Raw genomic sequence first — 16,033 nt, forward strand, 5'->3', positions numbered from 1 at the left:
CAGGGTCGGGGCAGGACCGGGGCACGCGCGCGGCACCCCGCGGGCACAGGGCGATCGGCCCGCCACCGCCATCACGGGTAGCCTTGAGGCATATGGCCCACCTTCTCGGCGCTGAGTCGCTGCACCTCGAGTACCCGACCCGCATCATCTTCGACTCCGTCACGGTCGGGCTGAACGACGGCGACCGGATCGGGGTCGTCGGCCGCAACGGCGACGGCAAGTCCACCCTGCTGCGGTTGCTGGCCGGCCGCCTCGAACCGGATGCCGGACGTGTCACGCGCCGGGGCGGCATCCGTCTCGGCATGCTCGACCAGGCCGACGAGCTGCACAGCGACCGCACGGTGCACGAGGTCGTCATCGGCGACATCGACGAGTACGTCTGGGCGGGCGACCCGAAGGTGCGGGACGTCATCGCCGGTCTCATCGCCGACATCCCGTGGGAGGCGCGCGTCGACGACCTCTCCGGTGGCCAGCGCCGCAGGGTCGCGCTCGCGGCGCTCCTCATCGGCGACTGGGACGTCATCTTCCTCGACGAGCCGACCAACCACCTCGACGTGGAGGGCATCGCCTGGCTGGCCAAGCACCTCAAGAATCGCTGGTCGCGGAACGTCGGTGCGCTCGTCACCGTGACCCACGACCGGTGGTTCCTCGACGAGATCTGCACCGCCACCTGGGAGGTTCACGACCGCCTCATCGAGCCGTTCGAGGGCGGATACGCGGCGTATGTCCTGCAACGGGTGGAGCGCGACCGGATGGCGGCGGCATCCGAGGCGAAGCGGCAGAACCTCATGCGCAAGGAGCTCGCCTGGCTGCGCAGGGGCGCCCCGGCGCGCACGAGCAAGCCGAAGTTCCGCATCGACGCGGCGAACGAACTCATCGAGAACGAGCCCCCGATCCGCGACAGCGTCTCGCTCGCGCAAATGGCGATGCAGCGGTTGGGCAAGGATGTCGTGGATCTCGAGAACGTGTCCGTCTCGTTCGGCGAGGTCGACGTCCTCCGCGATGTGACCTGGCGCATCGCACCGGGCGAGCGCACCGGCATCCTCGGGGTGAACGGCGCGGGCAAGTCGACGCTGCTGAACCTCGTCTCAGGCACCCTGCTGCCGACGAGCGGCCGGGTCAAACGCGGCAAGACCATCAAGGTCGCCCAGCTCACCCAGCAGCTCGCTGAGCTCGCGGATGTCTGGAACGACCGCGTGAACGACGTCATCTCCCGGCAGAAGAGTTCGTATCTCGCGGGAGGCAATGTGCTCACGCCGGGGCAGCTGCTCGAGCGGGTCGGATTCCAGAGCGCCCAGCTGAGCACGCCGGTCAAGGATCTCTCCGGCGGCCAGAAGCGCCGACTGCAGCTGCTGCTCATCCTCCTGTCGGAGCCGAACGTGCTCATCCTGGACGAGCCGACGAACGACCTCGACACCGACATGCTCGCCGCGATCGAGGACCTGCTCGATTCGTTCCCCGGCACGCTGCTCGTCGTCTCGCATGACCGGTACCTGATCGAGCGCGTGACGGACCAGCAGTACGCGGTCATGGACGGACACCTGCGCCACCTGCCGCGCGGGGTCGACCAGTATCTGGAACTTCGTGCGGGCACGAGCGCTGCATCCGGGCCAAAGCCTGAACCGGCGGTCGGGACGGCCGTCGGCGCCGGCACGGCTGCGCCCGCAGCGAAGGCCGGAGATGGCCTTCGCCCTGAGCTCCAGCGCGCTGGCGGCGCCGACCTCCGCAATGCGCAGAAGGAGTTCGCCGCGGCCGGGCGCAAGCTCGACAAGCTGTCGGCGCACATCCAGGATGTGCACGCGCGGATGGCCGCCCACGACCAGTCCGACTATGCGGGGCTGGGAACCCTCAGCCAGGAGCTCGCCGCGATCGAAGCGGAACGGGGGCGACTCGAGACGCGTTGGCTGGAGCTCGCCGACGTGCTCGGCGAGTAGGCGTCGAGCTGCCCGGCCGCATGACGGACGCGCGCTGGACCGAACGTCTGGTCAGGCGCCCCGGTACCGGCTGAGAAGTCAGGCGCCCAGCTCTGCCAGCTCGGACTGCACGTCCTCGGCATCCGGACGCTCGGCGGCAAGCTCACGCTGGATGTCCAGCGCCTCGTCGTTCCGCCCGAGCGAGCGAAGGCACCGTGCGACTGCCCAGCGCGAGGAGAAGCGGTGTTCGTCGTCGCCGAAACGGATGGCCGCCCCCTGAGCGAGTGCGAACTGGGTGAGCGCCTCATCGAAACGGCCGGCGTCGTGGAGGTGCCATCCGAGGTTGTTGTGGAGCGCGACGGCCCAGAGTCTCGTTCGTTCGTCTGCCGCGTCGTCGAGCATCGCGAGCCCCTGCTTCGTCCAGTCGTCGGCGTTCGCCGGATCGGCGATGGCGAGCATGTGGAGCGCGTCGACCTCCAGGTAGGAGAGACCCGCCCGCCCCGCGATCACGCGCGCCCGGGTGAAGAACGCGACCGCGGCATCCGGATGCCCCGAACTGTTGAGCAGCCGGCCCCGCTCCAGGAGCAGCCTCGTGGCCACGGGTGGCGAGTCGAAGACGATGCGGTCGAGCAGCGAACTCGCCTCGTCGAAACGGGATTGCAGGCCGAGGGCGCGGGCAACCTGCGTCTCGAGTTCTGCGCGCAGTTCGGGGCTGGATCCCGGCCGCCGCGCGGCATCCCTCAACCGTTGTTCGCTGCCGGCGGGGTCGTCGAAGTCCCACAGCAGGCCCAACTCGTGGTGCGTCAGCATTCTTGTGGCTTTCCCGGTTCAGTCGAAGTCGAGGCTCAATTTGCGAAGGAGCCCGGCGAGGCGTTCGCGATCCGGCTGGGCCAGCTTGCCGAGGAGGATCGTCTCGGCGGCGACGAGGCTGCTGATCGCGGAGTCGACGCTGTCGCGCCCCTTCGCGGTCATGACGACGAGGATGCCCCGGCCGTCGTTCGGGTCGGTGCGGCGGTGGACGAGCCTGCGCTCGACGAGCCGGTCGATGCGGTTCGTCATCGTGCCGGAGGAGACGAGGGTCTGCTGCAGGAGGGCCTTCGGACTCAGCTGGTACGGGTCTCCGGCCCGCCGCAGCGCCGAGAGCACATCGAACTCCCAGGACTCGAGTCCGGATGTCGAAAAGGACTCCTTGCGGGCCCGATCGAGGTGCCGTGCGAGCCTCCCGACGCGGGAGAAGACCTGGAGTGGCGCGAAGTCGAGGTCGGGCCGTTCCGTGGTCCAGGCATCGACGATCCGGTCGACTTCGTCGTGTGCTGGCATGATCCCATTATCCCGGCCGTCTGGCAGACTTGTCTTCGCGCATTCGCGCGATCCGCCTTGGTGTAACGGCAGCACGACAGCCTTTGGAGCTGTTAGGTCCAGGTTCGAATCCTGGGGGCGGAGCCCGGAGTCCGCTCCGGTCGGCTCCGAACCAGCCCAATCCAGTTGAGTCGGGTCATATTGTGGGTGTGAAGCGACCTGCACCCACGAATTGGCCCGAGTCAACGGAAGAGGAGAGCAGCACCATGACCGACCAGAACCTCGCGGTGATCATCCTCGCGGCAGGCGAGGGCACCCGGATGCGGTCAGCGACTCCGAAGATCCTCCACACGCTCGCCGGCATCCCGCTCGTCGGCCATGTGCTCGCGACCGCACGGGAGCTGCATCCGGCCCACATCGTCGCCGTCGTTCGGCACGAACGGGACGCGGTCGCCGCGGTCATCACGCAGAACCTCCCGGAGACCGTCATCGTCGACCAGGACGACATCCCGGGCACCGGCCGCGCCGTCGAGGTGGCGCTCGGGGCACTTCCGGCCGACTTCGCCGGCGACGTCGTCGTGGTGAGCGGAGACGTGCCGCTCCTGGATGCCGACACCCTCGGCCACCTGCTCGAGGCGCACCGCGCACACCACGCCGCGGCCACCGTCCTGTCCGCGGTGCTCGAGGATGCGACAGGGTACGGCCGCATCATCCGGGGTGCGGACGGCCTCGTCGACCGCATCGTCGAGCAGAAGGACGCCAACCAGTCCGAGCTCGAGGTCACCGAGATCAACTCCGGCAGCTACGTGTTCGGTGTCCGCCCGCTGCGCGACGAACTTCCGAAGGTCGGTACCGGCAATGCGCAGGGCGAGAAGTACCTCACGGATGTCGTGGGGCTGTTGCGGGCATCCGGCAACACGGTCGAGGCCATGCCCGTCGCCCAGAGCTGGATCGTCGGAGGAGTCAACGATCGCGTGCAGCTCGCCGAGGCATCCGCCAGGCTGAACGCGCTCATCGTACGCGGCTGGCAGCTGGCCGGCGTGACCGTGCAGGACCCGGCTACGACGTGGATCGACCTCAACGTCACGCTCGCCGAAGACGTCGAGATCCTCCCCGGAACGCAGATCAAGGGCGCGACGACGATCGCCCGCGGCGCGATCATCGGCCCGGACACGACGCTGGTCGATTGCGAGGTCGGAGAGAACGCGGTTGTGAAGCGCACCGACGCGACGCTCGCCGTCATCGGCAGGGGGGCATCCGTCGGCCCGTTCGCCTACCTGCGCCCGAACACGGTGCTCGGCGATGACGGCAAGATCGGCACCTTCGTGGAGACCAAGAACTCGACGATCGGCATCGGCAGCAAGGTGCCGCACCTCAGCTACATCGGCGACACGGAGATCGGCGTGCAGTCCAACATCGGCGCGGGCACGATCACCGCGAACTACGACGGGGTGAACAAGCACCGCACCACGGTCGGCTCGCACGTGAGAACCTCGTCGCACAACGTGTTCGTCGCTCCCGTTAGGATTGGTGACGGAGCCTACACCGGTGCAGGTACCGTCGTCCGAAAGGATGTTCCGGCCGGCGCTCTCGCCATCAGTGTGGCTCCCCAACGGAACATGATCGGTTGGGTCGAGGAGAAGCGCGCGGGCACGGCGGCGGCGGCAGCAGCTGCGGCAGCGGGCGAATCCGGCGACCAGCCTCAATCCAGGTAAGAACTGGCGTCGGTTAGCCGGCAGAGAGCGGGAGACGTGTCCGGCATCAAGATCACCGGCCAGAAAAGACTCGTCATCGTTTCCGGGCGCGGTTACCCGGAGCTCGCCCAGCAGATCGCCGACGAGCTCGGCAGCGAACTGGTGCCGACGGATGCGCGCACTTTCGCGAACGGCGAGATCTACGCGCGGTACGACGAGAGCGTCCGCGGATGCGATGCGTTCGTCATCCAGTCGCACACGACCCCGATCAACGAGTGGCTCATGGAGCAGCTCGTCATGGTGGATGCGCTCAAGCGCGCCTCTGCGAAGCGCATCACGGTCGTCGCACCGTTTTATCCGTATGCCCGCCAGGACAAGAAGGGTCGCGGCCGCGAGCCGATCTCGGCTCGACTCGTCGCGGACCTGTTCAAGGCCGCCGGCGCGGACCGGATCATGAGTGTCGACCTGCACGCCGCGCAGATCCAGGGCTTCTTCGACGGGCCGGTCGATCACCTGTTCGCGATGCCGGTGCTGCTCGAGCACTTCCGCACGACACTCGATACCTCGAACCTCACGGTCGTCTCGCCGGACATGGGGCGCGTGCGCGTCGCGGACATCTGGAGCGACAAGCTCGGCTCGCCGCTCGCGATCATCCACAAGCGGCGGGACCCGCTCGTGCCCAACAAGGTGACGGTGCACGACATCGTCGGTGATGTGAAGGGCAGGGTGTGCCTCATCGTCGACGACATGATCGACACCGGTGGCACCATCGTGAAGGCGTCGGAGGCGCTCAAGGCGGCCGGCGCGCTCAGCGTCGTCGTCGCGGCGACGCATGCGATCTTCTCGGAGCCTGCGTCGACGATCCTGCAGTCCGAGTTCATCGACTCCGTCGTGGTGACTGACACGCTCCCGGTGCCGGCGTCCAAGCGCTTCGAGTCCCTGACCGTGCTGTCGATCGCTCCGCTGCTCGCGCGCGCCATCCACGAGGTGTTCGATGACGGATCGGTGACCTCGATGTTCGACGGGGCCGCGTAGTCGTCGCCCCATTCCGCTGCACTCTTCCTACGGTGCTTATCAAGCGATAACATTTCCTGACGCTATCGGGAAGGTTGACTCATGGGCTTGTTCAGCGGTCTGAAGAAGATGTTCGACACGGGTGGGATCGGGCTCTCGATCGAGGCACCGAAGGAGTTCGACTGGGCGCAGGGTTCGATCCCGGTCACCGTGACCATCACGGGTCACGAGAGTGAACAGCGAACGGTGACCTCCCTCGACTTCGAGTTCGAGGATGAGGGGACCAGTCCCGGTTCGATCGGCAATCGGCCGAGCTCGACGAACGCGCGCGAGAGGAACGGCAGCAAGGTTCGTGTGCTCTGGAGCCGCGACGAGCCGATATCCCTCGAGCCGGGCGAGGTCAAGGTCATCGAGGTCGCCGTGCCGATAGTCGCGGCGACTCCGGATGCGGCCGATTCGGTTCTCAATGCTCTCGACGTGACCCTCACGGCACTCTCCGGCTCGCTCAGTTTCGGCGCGGCCTGGTACGTCTTGTCGGTCGCGGCCCCGGTGGAGGGCGCGAAGGCGCGTCGAACGGCATCCGACCGCCTGCGCGGTCGCGGCGAGGTGCGCGTGCGCTAGGTGTTCGTGCCCGCCGGGATGGAGACCTCGCCCGGGATGAGGCCGAGCGAGACGACGAACATGGTTCCGGTGAACCCGCCGACGGAGTAGCACTGCCAGCCGAGACCGCCCTGGCCGAAGAGTTGGAAGCGCGCGGCCGAACTCGTCGCATCCGGTACCGCGTAGGCGACGGCGCGCGCGCAGGCATCGGATGCTGTCGCCGCGCTCACGGTGACGAGGTTGGCGAGGATGGGCAGCACCATGGCCGCGACCGCGATGATGACGAACACGCGCAGCATCCGCCGCCGCCGGACGCTGTAATAGGGGCGGTCTTCGATATCGCTGTCGGCGGCATCCATCGGACCATCTTCCCACTGAACGAATTCGAAGGAGTTCCGCGAGCGAACGGCCCCGGCGAGTACTTTCCGCGCCGCTGAGGCTCGTTCTCCTTCGTTTTCGTTCACCACAGCCCACTAAGGTGTGCGCATGACCACACTGCAACGCCGCCTCGGGACCGGTGGGGCGGTCGTCATCGGCCTCGCGTCGATGATGGGCGCCGGTGTGTTCTTCGTGTGGGCGCCGGCGGCGCAGGCGGCCGGCAGCGGGCTGATCGTCGGCCTCGTGATCGCCGGTCTCGTCGCCACCCTGAATGCGCTTAGCTCCGCACAGCTCGCCATGGTGCATCCGGTGTCCGGAGGCACGTACGCCTACGCGCGCGCCACGGTCGGCCCGTGGACGGGGTTCGCCGCAGGATGGCTGTTCCTCGCGGGCAAGACCGCATCGGTCGGAGCCATCGCACTCGTGGCGGGCGGATACCTCTGGCCGGAGTATGCGCGGGCCGTCGCGATCGCCGCGGTGGTGGTGTTCGCCGTCATCAACATGACGGGGATCCGCTCTACCGCCGCCGTGAGCACCGTCATCGTCGCGATCGTCTTCGTCGGACTCGGTGCCATGGTCGTCGCCGCACTCGGGAAGTTCCCGGCGACTCCGCCCATCGGGGTGTTCAACGGCGGAGTATTCGGAATCCTCCAGTCGGCCGGGCTGCTCTTCTTCTGTTTCGCCGGGTATGCGCGGATGGCGACGCTGGGCGAGGAGGTGCGCGAACCCAACCGCACCATCCCGCGGGCCATTCTGGCCGCCCTCGCGATCGTGCTCGTCGTGTACGCGTTCGTCGGCGCGCTCTGCCTCCTGGTGCTCGGTCCGGATGCCCTGGCTGCTTCGGTCGCCCCCCTCGCCGACCTGGTCGGCGCCGCCTCTCCGCTCGGGGCCGTAGTCCGGGTGGTTGCGGGCATCGCGTGCCTCGGATCCCTCGTCGGCATCCTCGCGGGGCTCAGCCGCACCTCCCTCGCGATGGCGCGCGAGCGGGACCTGCCCCCGGCGCTTGCTTTCATCTCAGGCCGAACGCACGCGCCGATGATCGCGGAGGCGACCTTCGCGGTGCTCGCGATCGTGGGCATCCTGGTCCTCGATCCGGCCAGGCTCGTCGGTTTCTCCTCCTGCGCGGTGCTCGTCTATTACGGGATCGCGCACCTGTCGGCATTCCGCCAACCGGTGGGGGAGCGCTGGCTGCCTCGCGTCGTTCAGGTGGTGGGGATGGCGGGCTGCCTGCTGTTGGCCGTCACGCTGCCGTGGCAGGCGGTCGTCTATGCGGCCGGTGTGCTGGCGATCGGCATGGTCCTGCGGATGATGCGCCGCACTACTGGTGACCGTGACTCTCACCGGTCACAAGACTGAGCCTAGACATCCAGATGCCGGTGTCGAAGGGCACGTCGAAGCGCATCCGCAACTCCGGCGGTGTGAGGTTCGGCGCCAGCGGGTTCAACATCTCCGTGGGGTGACCTCCGTAACCACGGAAGCGCCGGGTCGCTACCTAGTCACCGGCTCCGTCGACCCCAGGAGCGCGAGCTCGGTGCGCCGGGGCGACCCCTCCCAATCACCGTCGACCGTACAGGCGTACGCACCAACCGCGACTGCGGTTGACAGGCGGGTCGGCACGCTCTCCCCGAGCAGGAAGTCGGCCAGGTAGCCGGCGACGAACGCATCGCCGGCGCCGACCGTGTCGACAACGGTCACGGGGATCGCCGCCCGTCGATGGCTGATCCCGTCGACGACCGCCACGGCACCCTTGTCGCCGAGTTTGATGATCGCCTGCCCGGCACCCAGCGCGACCAGCCGTTCGGCAAGGCGTATCGGGTCGTCGCTCTCTCCGACCAGGATGGCGGCCTCGTCGTCGCCTGCGAACACGATGTCGGCCAGGGGCACGATGCGACGGTAGGCGTCCGCGGCTTCGGCGCGCGACCAGAGCGAGCCACGGAAATTGAGGTCGAAGGAGACGGTGACTCCGGCATCTTTCGCGAGGCGGACCGCCTCGAAGATCGCCTCGGACATTCCATCCGACAGGGCGAGGGAGATCCCGGTGACGTGAAGCAGGGCGGCACTGCGAATGATGGCAGGATCGATGTCGCGCACGCCGAGCCCGGAACCCGCGTTGCCGCGTCGGTAGTACCAGACCCGGGTATCGGCGCTCGTGCGGCGTTCCTTGAGCATGAGTCCCGTCGGTGCTTCCGGGTCCCGGATGGCGGCCACGGTCACCCCCTCCGCGGTGATCTCGCGGGCGATCAGGTCGCCGAGCGGGTCCAACCCGATTCGGCCGACCCAGGTGGCGTCGGCTCCGAGCCTGCTCAGCGCGATCGCCACGTTGCTCTCCGAGCCGCCGATGCCGAGCGTCATGGTGTGACTGTGCTGGAGCGGACCGTAGCGGGTCGACCCGAGCAGCGCCATGGTCTCCCCGATCGTGACCACGCCGTGCCCGGTCATGCCTGGCTCCGTTGGGTGCGCGCGAGCGCGACGACCCTGGCCGCGCGTTCTGCGAGCGCTTCGAGGGATCCGCCAGAGAGCGCATCGCCGATCAGTGGCCCGCCGAGACTCACCGCGGTCGCCCCCGCGGACAGCCAGGCAGGGACGTCGTCGAGCAGGACCCCTCCGGACGGCACGAAGCGCAGCTCGGGAAACGGCCCTCTCAGGTGGTTTCCGTACTGAGGGCCGACCGTCTCCGCGGGAAAGATCTTCACCGCGGTCGCTCCGGCCTGCCAGGCGGACTGCAGCTCAGTGGGCGTGAGTCCGCCGGGGTAGACGGGCAACCCGTGCCGAAGGGCGAGTGCGATCACCTCCACGTTGACCACGGGAGTGACCAGGTAAGCCGCGCCCGCGTCGATGGCACGCTGAGCCTGGTCGAGATCGGTGATCGTTCCGACGCCGATCTCGATGCCCGGGCCGGCGTGGGCATCGAGCCTCGGCAGAAGCTCGATCGTGTTCGGCGTGCTCAGGGTCAGCTCGATTGACCGGATACCGTTCTCCGCGAGGGTGTCGACGACCGGACCGTAGTCGGCAGCATCCTTCGCGCGCAGCACCGCGATGATCGGGGTATCACGCAGTGTTGCGGATGGATCGGTCCTGGTGATCGGGCTGGTCATGCTCACTCCTTCATCGACGGCTGCCGTGCGTCTTCACGCCAATCCCTGCAGGGTAACAATTAGTGAGTTTCCACCGAGACCGTCGCCCGCATGGAATGACGCTCGCCCGGCGCGAGTGTGATTCGTGATTCGCCGATATTGGCAGTCTCGAAGCACACCATCTGGGGCCAGCCGTCGTCGCTGAAGTCCTCCATCGCCCGAGCCTTGTCCGGGCCCGGATTCCAGAGCACCGCACCATCCGACCCATCGGAGGCGACGGCGATCACGCGGTGGTTGTCCGAATCCTCGATCCGAGCTGTCGTCACTGTCGGGTAGCGGCGGTCGACGGCGGTTCCGAGCTGCACGGGAGCCTCCTCCCGCCCGGAGGCAGAACTGCTGAAGAACTGGTGCCCCTCAAGACCGTGGACCCGTGTCGAGAGGACGTTGCCGATCGCGTAGTAGTTGTGGAGTGCGGCCTCGAAGCTGAAATCGACGGTGTCGAGGTTCACGACCTCGAACTCGAGCCGCAACTCTGAGCCGATCGTGACCGTGTAGATCGCCTCGAATCGATGGGGCCACACGGATGCCCGCGTCTGCTCGGTATCACTGAGCCTGAACACGAGACTCGACGCAGGACCGTGCTCGCTCGCCTCGGTGAGCGCCCAGGTCGACAGGCGTGCAAAACCATGCTGTGGTGCCTCCGGGTGATCGGCGTGCAGGCCGAACCAGGGGAAGCAGATCGGGACTCCGCCACGGATCGGGCTGTTCTCGGCGAACCGGCTCGCGTCGCTCATCCACAGCACCGGGCTCTGCCCGGCCGGCGTCCATGACGTGAGGTGTGCGCCGTGGAGAAAGACCTCGCCGGTTCCCCCGGCGGCGCTCACACGCAAGAGGGGGAGTCCTCCCGGCCCGGTGAGCAACCGTACTGATGGAGGCAGAGCTGGTGTCGGCATCTGTACCTTTCAGTGAGTGTCGACTGCTTCGATTTCGCTGCGGTCGCCGCTCCACAGCGTGTGGAAAGCTCCCGGACCATCGATTCGCTTGTAGGTGTGCGCGCCGAAGAAGTCTCGCTGCCCCTGCACGAGCGCAGCGGGTAGGCGGTCGGCGCGCAGGCCGTCGTAGTAGGCGAGCGACGACGAGAACGCAGGGGAGGGGATGCCTGCCTGGGCTGCCGCCGTGACAACCCGACGCCAGGCGGCCTGGGCTTTCGTCACGGCGTCGCGGAAGTACGGCGCGGTGACGAGGGCGACGAGCCTAGGATCGGCGTCGTAGGCCTCGGTGATGCGGTTGAGGAACTGCGCCCGGATGATGCACCCGCCGCGCCAGATTTTCGCGATCGCGCCCTTCTTGATGTCCCAGTCGTACTCCTCAGCGCCGGCGACGATCTCGTCGAAGCCTTGCGAGTAGGCGATGATCTTGGAGGCGTAGAGCGCCAGGCGCACGTCTTCGATGAAGGCATCAGCATCCGTGACCTGCCACGACTCGCTCGGCCCGGGCAGGTCGGATGCCGCCTTGCGCTGGGCGGGCTTCGACGAGAGCGAGCGGGCGAAGACGGCCTCCGCTATGCCGGAGACAGGGATGCCTAGGTCGAGTGCGGTTTGCACCGTCCAGGCACCGGTGCCCTTAGCCCCCGCCTCGTCAACGATGACGTCGACGAGTGGCCTGCCGGTCTTCGCGTCGACCTGGCGCAACACCTCGGCGGTGATCTCGATGAGGTAGCTTTCGAGTTCACCCTTATTCCACGCGGCGAAGACCTCGGCGATCTCGGCGGGGCTCTTGCCGGTGCCGCGCCGGATCAGGTCGTAGGCCTCGGCGATGAGCTGCATGTCGGCGTACTCGATGCCGTTGTGGATCATTTTGACGAAGTGGCCTGCACCGTCGGTGCCGACGTGGGTGACGCACGGCTCACCCTCGGCGACCGCGGCGATTGAGCGGAGGATCGGCCCGAGCGTCTCCCACGATTCAGCGGAGCCGCCCGGCATGATCGACGGCCCGAGAAGTGCTCCCTCCTCGCCGCCGGAGATGCCCGCTCCGACGAAGTTGATCCCGGTCTCGCGAATCGCCTTCTCGCGGCGGATCGTGTCGGTGAACAGGGCGTTGCCGCCGTCGACGATGATGTCGCCCGGTTCGAACACGGCGACGAGTTGGTCGATCACTGCATCCGTGCCGGCGCCAGCCTTGACCATGATGAGTGCGGTGCGCGGCTTCGACAGCGACGCGGCGAAGTCCTCGATCGACTCACTAGCCACAAATCCGGCCTCGGGATGCTCGTCAACCAGATCGCGCGTCTTCTGCGGAGACCGGTTGTAGATCGCGACGGTATTGCCCTCGCGGCTCGCGAGGTTGCGCGCGAGGTTAGAGCCCATCACCGCGAGGCCCACTACGCCGATGTTGGCCTGTGTTCCGCCTTGATGGCTCATGTCTTCTCCCCGGCTCGTTTCCCAACCTCAGATTATCGGTCTCAGAGATCTGACGCTGTCGCGGCCGAGTGCAGGGCTTTCGTAATGCTCGCGACCATGAGCGCCGGTGTTTGGAGGATGTCGACCCGGAGTCCAGACTCATCGTCCTGCAGCGGTTCGAGGCTCAGGTACTGAGATGTGAGCAGCGTCGGAGGCATGAATTCGTGCTTTCGATCGTTGATTCGTTTGTGAACAATCGGCATCGGGCCTTCGAGAAACACGAAGTATGCGTCGTGAACGTGATCTCGCAGAACGTCGCGATACGAGCGTTTGAGCGCGGAACAAGCCATCACGATGCCGCGGTCCTGGGTGCGACTATCCTCGAGGCGGTGGCCGACGGCATCCAGCCATGGCCACCGGTCTTCGTCGTTGAGGGGCTGCCCAGCAGACATGAGTTCGACGTTCTGCTGAGGATGAAGCTCGTCTGCGTCGCAGAACTCGTATCCGAGAGTCTTCGCCAGCATTTGGCCGATAGTGCTTTTACCCGCGCCGGATACACCCATCACCACGATCGATCGAAGCGGATGGATTGACGCGGTGCCGTCACCATGTGTTTGGCGGATGTCGGTGATGGTGCAAACTCCTTAGCCGTGGTCGGAGGTTCCCCTAGCGTGCTGATACGGTCCTCAGATCGCGGGAAGGCAGGCCGTAGGCGAGCTACATGGCGACGCTTCAATGAGCTCGTTAAATAGCGACCATATTCGCATAAAGCATACTTATGCAACTCTTGGACGTCGTCCCGTATCATCTGAGGGTGAGCAATGACACGAAGGATCCTGAGGCCAGCCAATCTGGATGGGGGCCAGTGACGGTGGTGGGCAGCGGACTTCACGCTCAGGTGCTCGAGCATCTCGGTCTTGCGATCTGCGGGCAAGAGCTCGCAACCGGCACGATCATGAAGATCGAGGATGTCGAGCGACAGTACGGAGTGTCGCGGTCGGTGATCAGGGAGAGCATTCGTGTTCTCGAGTCCATGGGCCTGGTGTCCTCCAGGCGTCGTGTCGGCGTGCTTGTCCTGGCCCCGAGCGAGTGGAACCTCTACGACCCCCAGGTGATCCGCTGGCGACTTGCTTCCGGTGCCAGAATCACTCAGCTGCGCTCTCTCACCGAGCTTCGGGCCGCGATCGAACCTGAGGCGGCCCGGTTGGCCGCCATCCGATCGCCCCTCACCAACGCGAGCGACCTCATGGGTCTTGCGGGGCAACTCTGGGCTGCAGGGGAAGCGGGTGATCAGGAATTGTTCCTTTCGCTCGACATTCAGTTCCACGGGCTTGTGCTCGCGAGCTCCGGCAACGAAATGTTCGCCAAGTTGCAGAGTCTGGTCAGTGAGGTGCTTGCTGGTCGAACGAATTACGGACTGATGCCGCAACACCCTCACGAGGAAGCTTTACAACTGCACGTTGACGTCGCGTCGGCGATTCAGCGGGGCGCACCCGACGCGGCTCAGGGTGCCATGCTGCGGATCATGCAGCGCACGATGAGCGAGATGGGTTCGATCTGGGATTCGCCCCATCAGAACCAGGATTTCATTCGCCGCTGATTCGCGTCGTGGCAAAGATAATATTCGCTTACCTCCAAGACTTGTAAAAATATGCTCTTTTCGTTTAGAGTCGCAGATTAGGGAGCACAGCACCGGCGGAGGCCGGCGTACCCGTCTCGCCAGGACTTTAGCGAAATTCAAGGAGGAATCTCGTGCGCTTCACACCAGCATCATGGCCTGACGCATGCCAGGTCCTGTTGTCATGCAGTGGGGTTAAGTACTGATGGTCACCACGACGAGCTCCATCCGCACGGCGAAAGCCGTGCAGACTCCGGAGCCGGAGGGCCCCAGCGGGGGAGCCCGTCGCGGAAAGCGGAAATTCCCCGTCGGAGTGTTGTTCATCCTCCCGGCTTTCCTGTTCATTTTCGTCTTCATGCTTTACCCTCTGGTGTCCTCCGGGTACATGAGTCTCACCGAGTACAACTTCGTCTACGACGACACCCCGAAGTTCATCGGGCTCGACAACTACTTCGCGGCGTTCCAGGACACGCAGTTCATGACTGCCCTCAGCAACACCTTCGTGTTTGGGATCTTTTATTTCGTGATCGTGATGGTCGCGTCGCTCGCGATCGCCCTACTGCTGTTCCAGAAGGTGCGGTTCAACTCCTTCTACCGGAGTGCGATCTTTGTCCCCATCGTCGTCCCGCTGTCGCTCGCCGCGCTCGTGTTCCTCTGGATACTCCAGCCCAACTACGGATTGCTGAACTACTTCCTCGGCGATGTTCTCGGCCTGCACTTCCTCACGCAGCCGTGGCTCAGCAACGGCACGACGGCCATGGGGTCCATCATCGTGCTCTCTGCCTGGGCGAGCATTGGTTTTGTCACGATCCTCTTCCTCGCCGGGCTCCAGGGCATCTCGCCGGACACGCTGGAAGCCGCAGAGATGGATGGTGCCCGGGGGTTGAAGAAGATCTTCTTCATCGTTCTTCCGAGTCTTCGCGAGACGTACATTCTGACCGGGACCTGGACGATCATCCATGCCTTGAAGGTATTCGTGGAACCGATGGTGATGACCGACGGTGGGCCGGGCACGAGCACACTCGTGGTCTACCAACAGGTCTACCTGACCGCGTTCACGTACTTCGACATGGGGTACGCCTCCGCCATGGGCTACATTCTCGGGCTGATCATCCTCATCCTCGTGGTGTTGAACTTCTTCATCGGGAGAATCCGGGCAGGCAAGGATGCGTAGGGGGAGTGATGTGACATGGTAAGGGCTTCTCTGTTCTCGAGGGTGTGGATGAACGTGGTGCTGGTCGTTCTGGCCATCCTGTTCCTCGCGCCACTGATCTACATCCTGTTCAACTCGTTCAAGCCGGCCGGCGAGATCTTCCAGGTTCCGCAGAGCATCCTTCCGAAGGAGTGGACGTTCGAGAACTATCTCGCAGCGACCAGCAAAGGGTTCATCGACTACTTCAAGAACAGTGTCGTCATCACCGTCGGCGGGGTCGTCCTCACTGTGCTGCTGAGCTCGCTGGCCGGTTACGGGTTTGCGAAGCTCCCGTTCAAGGGCACGAACTTCGTGCTTCTGGTGATCGTTGCGACGCTCACGGTTCCGCTGGTGATCTTCCTCGTTCCGATGTTCCTCATGGAGAACGAGTTCGGGTTGCTCGATACCAACCTCGGGTTGATCCTGCCCAACGTTGCTGTCGAGCTACCGTTCGCAATCCTCATTATGCGGGCATCGTTTATGGCCATCCCCAAGGAGATCGAGGAGTCGGCCACGATGGATGGCGCCGGCGTATTCCGTCGCTGGTGGACCGTGATGCTGCCGATGGCGAGGAACGGCATGGTTCTCGTTGTGATCATGGCGAGCTACGCCATCTGGGGCGAGTACACCATGGCGAAGGCCCTCACCATGGACCCTTCGGCGATGCCGCTGTCCGTGGGACTCACCCTACTCAAGGGCGAGGTGTGGCAGTACGGCGTCCTCGCTGCGGTCATCGTGTTGGCGATGTTGCCACCGATCATCATCTTCATCATCTTCCAGAAGCACATTGTCTCGGGAGTCGCGCAGGGCGCAGTCAAGGGTTAATGCGCTTCCTACGCAGAACAGTCTCAT

16 protein-coding genes and 1 tRNA gene are annotated in these 16,033 nt (G+C 65.6%); 9 read left to right on the forward strand and 8 right to left on the reverse strand.

Annotated elements, in window-relative coordinates; translation table 11 throughout:
• Positions 1-92 precede the first annotated feature (92 nt).
• On the forward strand, positions 93-1,934 hold the full coding sequence (locus tag BKA04_RS09785) for an ABC-F family ATP-binding cassette domain-containing protein (protein WP_104096240.1): 1,842 nt from the start codon (positions 93-95) through the stop codon (positions 1,932-1,934).
• Positions 1,935-2,012: 78 nt separating this feature from the next.
• Here the strand turns inward: BKA04_RS09785 and BKA04_RS09790 are convergent, their stop codons facing one another.
• On the reverse strand, positions 2,013-2,723 hold the full coding sequence (locus BKA04_RS09790; RefSeq protein WP_104096241.1) for a tetratricopeptide repeat protein: 711 nt from the start codon (positions 2,721-2,723) through the stop codon (positions 2,013-2,015).
• An 18-nt stretch (positions 2,724-2,741) separates the two neighbouring features.
• Positions 2,742-3,233 (reverse strand): MarR family winged helix-turn-helix transcriptional regulator, encoded by a 492-nt coding sequence (locus BKA04_RS09795; RefSeq protein ID WP_104096242.1) that lies wholly within the window; start codon positions 3,231-3,233, stop codon positions 2,742-2,744.
• 51 nt (positions 3,234-3,284) lie between these two features.
• Here BKA04_RS09795 and BKA04_RS09800 point away from each other — a divergent pair.
• The 4 genes from BKA04_RS09800 to BKA04_RS09815 all read left to right on the forward strand — a co-directional run bounded on the left by BKA04_RS09800 (position 3,285) and on the right by BKA04_RS09815 (position 6,541).
• A tRNA-Gln gene (locus BKA04_RS09800) sits at positions 3,285-3,356 on the forward strand.
• A gap of 122 nt (positions 3,357-3,478) precedes the next feature.
• Positions 3,479-4,927, forward strand: coding sequence for a bifunctional UDP-N-acetylglucosamine diphosphorylase/glucosamine-1-phosphate N-acetyltransferase GlmU (glmU, locus tag BKA04_RS09805; protein ID WP_104096243.1), 1,449 nt, complete (start codon positions 3,479-3,481; stop codon positions 4,925-4,927).
• Positions 4,928-4,963: 36 nt separating this feature from the next.
• Entirely contained in the window at positions 4,964-5,941 is a 978-nt protein-coding gene (locus BKA04_RS09810; RefSeq protein ID WP_104096244.1) for a ribose-phosphate diphosphokinase, read from the forward strand.
• An 81-nt stretch (positions 5,942-6,022) separates the two neighbouring features.
• Positions 6,023-6,541, forward strand: coding sequence for a hypothetical protein (locus BKA04_RS09815; protein WP_104096245.1), 519 nt, complete (start codon positions 6,023-6,025; stop codon positions 6,539-6,541).
• Here BKA04_RS09815 and BKA04_RS09820 read toward each other — a convergent pair.
• Entirely contained in the window at positions 6,538-6,879 is a 342-nt protein-coding gene (locus BKA04_RS09820; protein ID WP_104096246.1) for a hypothetical protein, read from the reverse strand. The two genes, BKA04_RS09815 and BKA04_RS09820, sit on opposite strands and share 4 nt — an antisense overlap.
• Before the next feature lie 127 nt (positions 6,880-7,006).
• Between BKA04_RS09820 and BKA04_RS09825 the strand changes: the two genes are divergently transcribed.
• Entirely contained in the window at positions 7,007-8,254 is a 1,248-nt protein-coding gene (locus BKA04_RS09825; RefSeq protein WP_104096247.1) for an APC family permease, read from the forward strand.
• A gap of 132 nt (positions 8,255-8,386) precedes the next feature.
• Here the strand turns inward: BKA04_RS09825 and BKA04_RS09830 are convergent, their stop codons facing one another.
• The 5 genes from BKA04_RS09830 to BKA04_RS09850 are packed head-to-tail and all read right to left on the reverse strand — an operon-like array spanning position 8,387 to position 12,934.
• Positions 8,387-9,337, reverse strand: coding sequence for a sugar kinase (locus BKA04_RS09830; protein WP_104096248.1), 951 nt, complete (start codon positions 9,335-9,337; stop codon positions 8,387-8,389).
• Positions 9,334-9,993 carry a bifunctional 4-hydroxy-2-oxoglutarate aldolase/2-dehydro-3-deoxy-phosphogluconate aldolase gene (locus BKA04_RS09835; RefSeq protein ID WP_104096249.1) on the reverse strand — a complete coding sequence of 220 codons (660 nt, stop codon included), beginning with the start codon at positions 9,991-9,993 and terminating at the stop codon, positions 9,334-9,336. Before BKA04_RS09835 ends, BKA04_RS09830 begins: the two co-directional genes overlap by 4 nt.
• A 59-nt stretch (positions 9,994-10,052) precedes the next feature.
• Positions 10,053-10,925 (reverse strand): D-hexose-6-phosphate mutarotase, encoded by an 873-nt coding sequence (locus tag BKA04_RS09840; RefSeq protein WP_104096250.1) that lies wholly within the window; start codon positions 10,923-10,925, stop codon positions 10,053-10,055.
• Between the two features lie 9 nt (positions 10,926-10,934).
• Complete coding sequence (gene gndA / locus BKA04_RS09845) at positions 10,935-12,392, reverse strand: NADP-dependent phosphogluconate dehydrogenase (RefSeq protein ID WP_104096251.1); 1,458 nt, start codon at positions 12,390-12,392, stop codon at positions 10,935-10,937.
• A gap of 41 nt (positions 12,393-12,433) precedes the next feature.
• On the reverse strand, positions 12,434-12,934 hold the full coding sequence (locus BKA04_RS09850; protein ID WP_221234061.1) for a gluconokinase: 501 nt from the start codon (positions 12,932-12,934) through the stop codon (positions 12,434-12,436).
• A 251-nt stretch (positions 12,935-13,185) separates the two neighbouring features.
• Between BKA04_RS09850 and BKA04_RS09855 the strand changes: the two genes are divergently transcribed.
• From BKA04_RS09855 to BKA04_RS09865, 3 genes are all read left to right on the forward strand, one after another.
• Positions 13,186-13,971 (forward strand): FadR/GntR family transcriptional regulator, encoded by a 786-nt coding sequence (locus BKA04_RS09855; RefSeq protein WP_325052435.1) that lies wholly within the window; start codon positions 13,186-13,188, stop codon positions 13,969-13,971.
• Positions 13,972-14,194: 223 nt separating this feature from the next.
• Positions 14,195-15,163: a carbohydrate ABC transporter permease gene (locus tag BKA04_RS09860; protein ID WP_104096254.1), complete on the forward strand. Its 969-nt coding sequence runs from the start codon at positions 14,195-14,197 to the stop codon at positions 15,161-15,163.
• Between the two features lie 48 nt (positions 15,164-15,211).
• Positions 15,212-16,006 (forward strand): carbohydrate ABC transporter permease, encoded by a 795-nt coding sequence (locus BKA04_RS09865; protein ID WP_104096255.1) that lies wholly within the window; start codon positions 15,212-15,214, stop codon positions 16,004-16,006.
• Positions 16,007-16,033: the final 27 nt, after the last annotated feature.

It is taken from the genome of Terrimesophilobacter mesophilus (assembly GCF_014200375.1).
Lineage (GTDB): Bacteria > Actinomycetota > Actinomycetes > Actinomycetales > Microbacteriaceae > Terrimesophilobacter > Terrimesophilobacter mesophilus.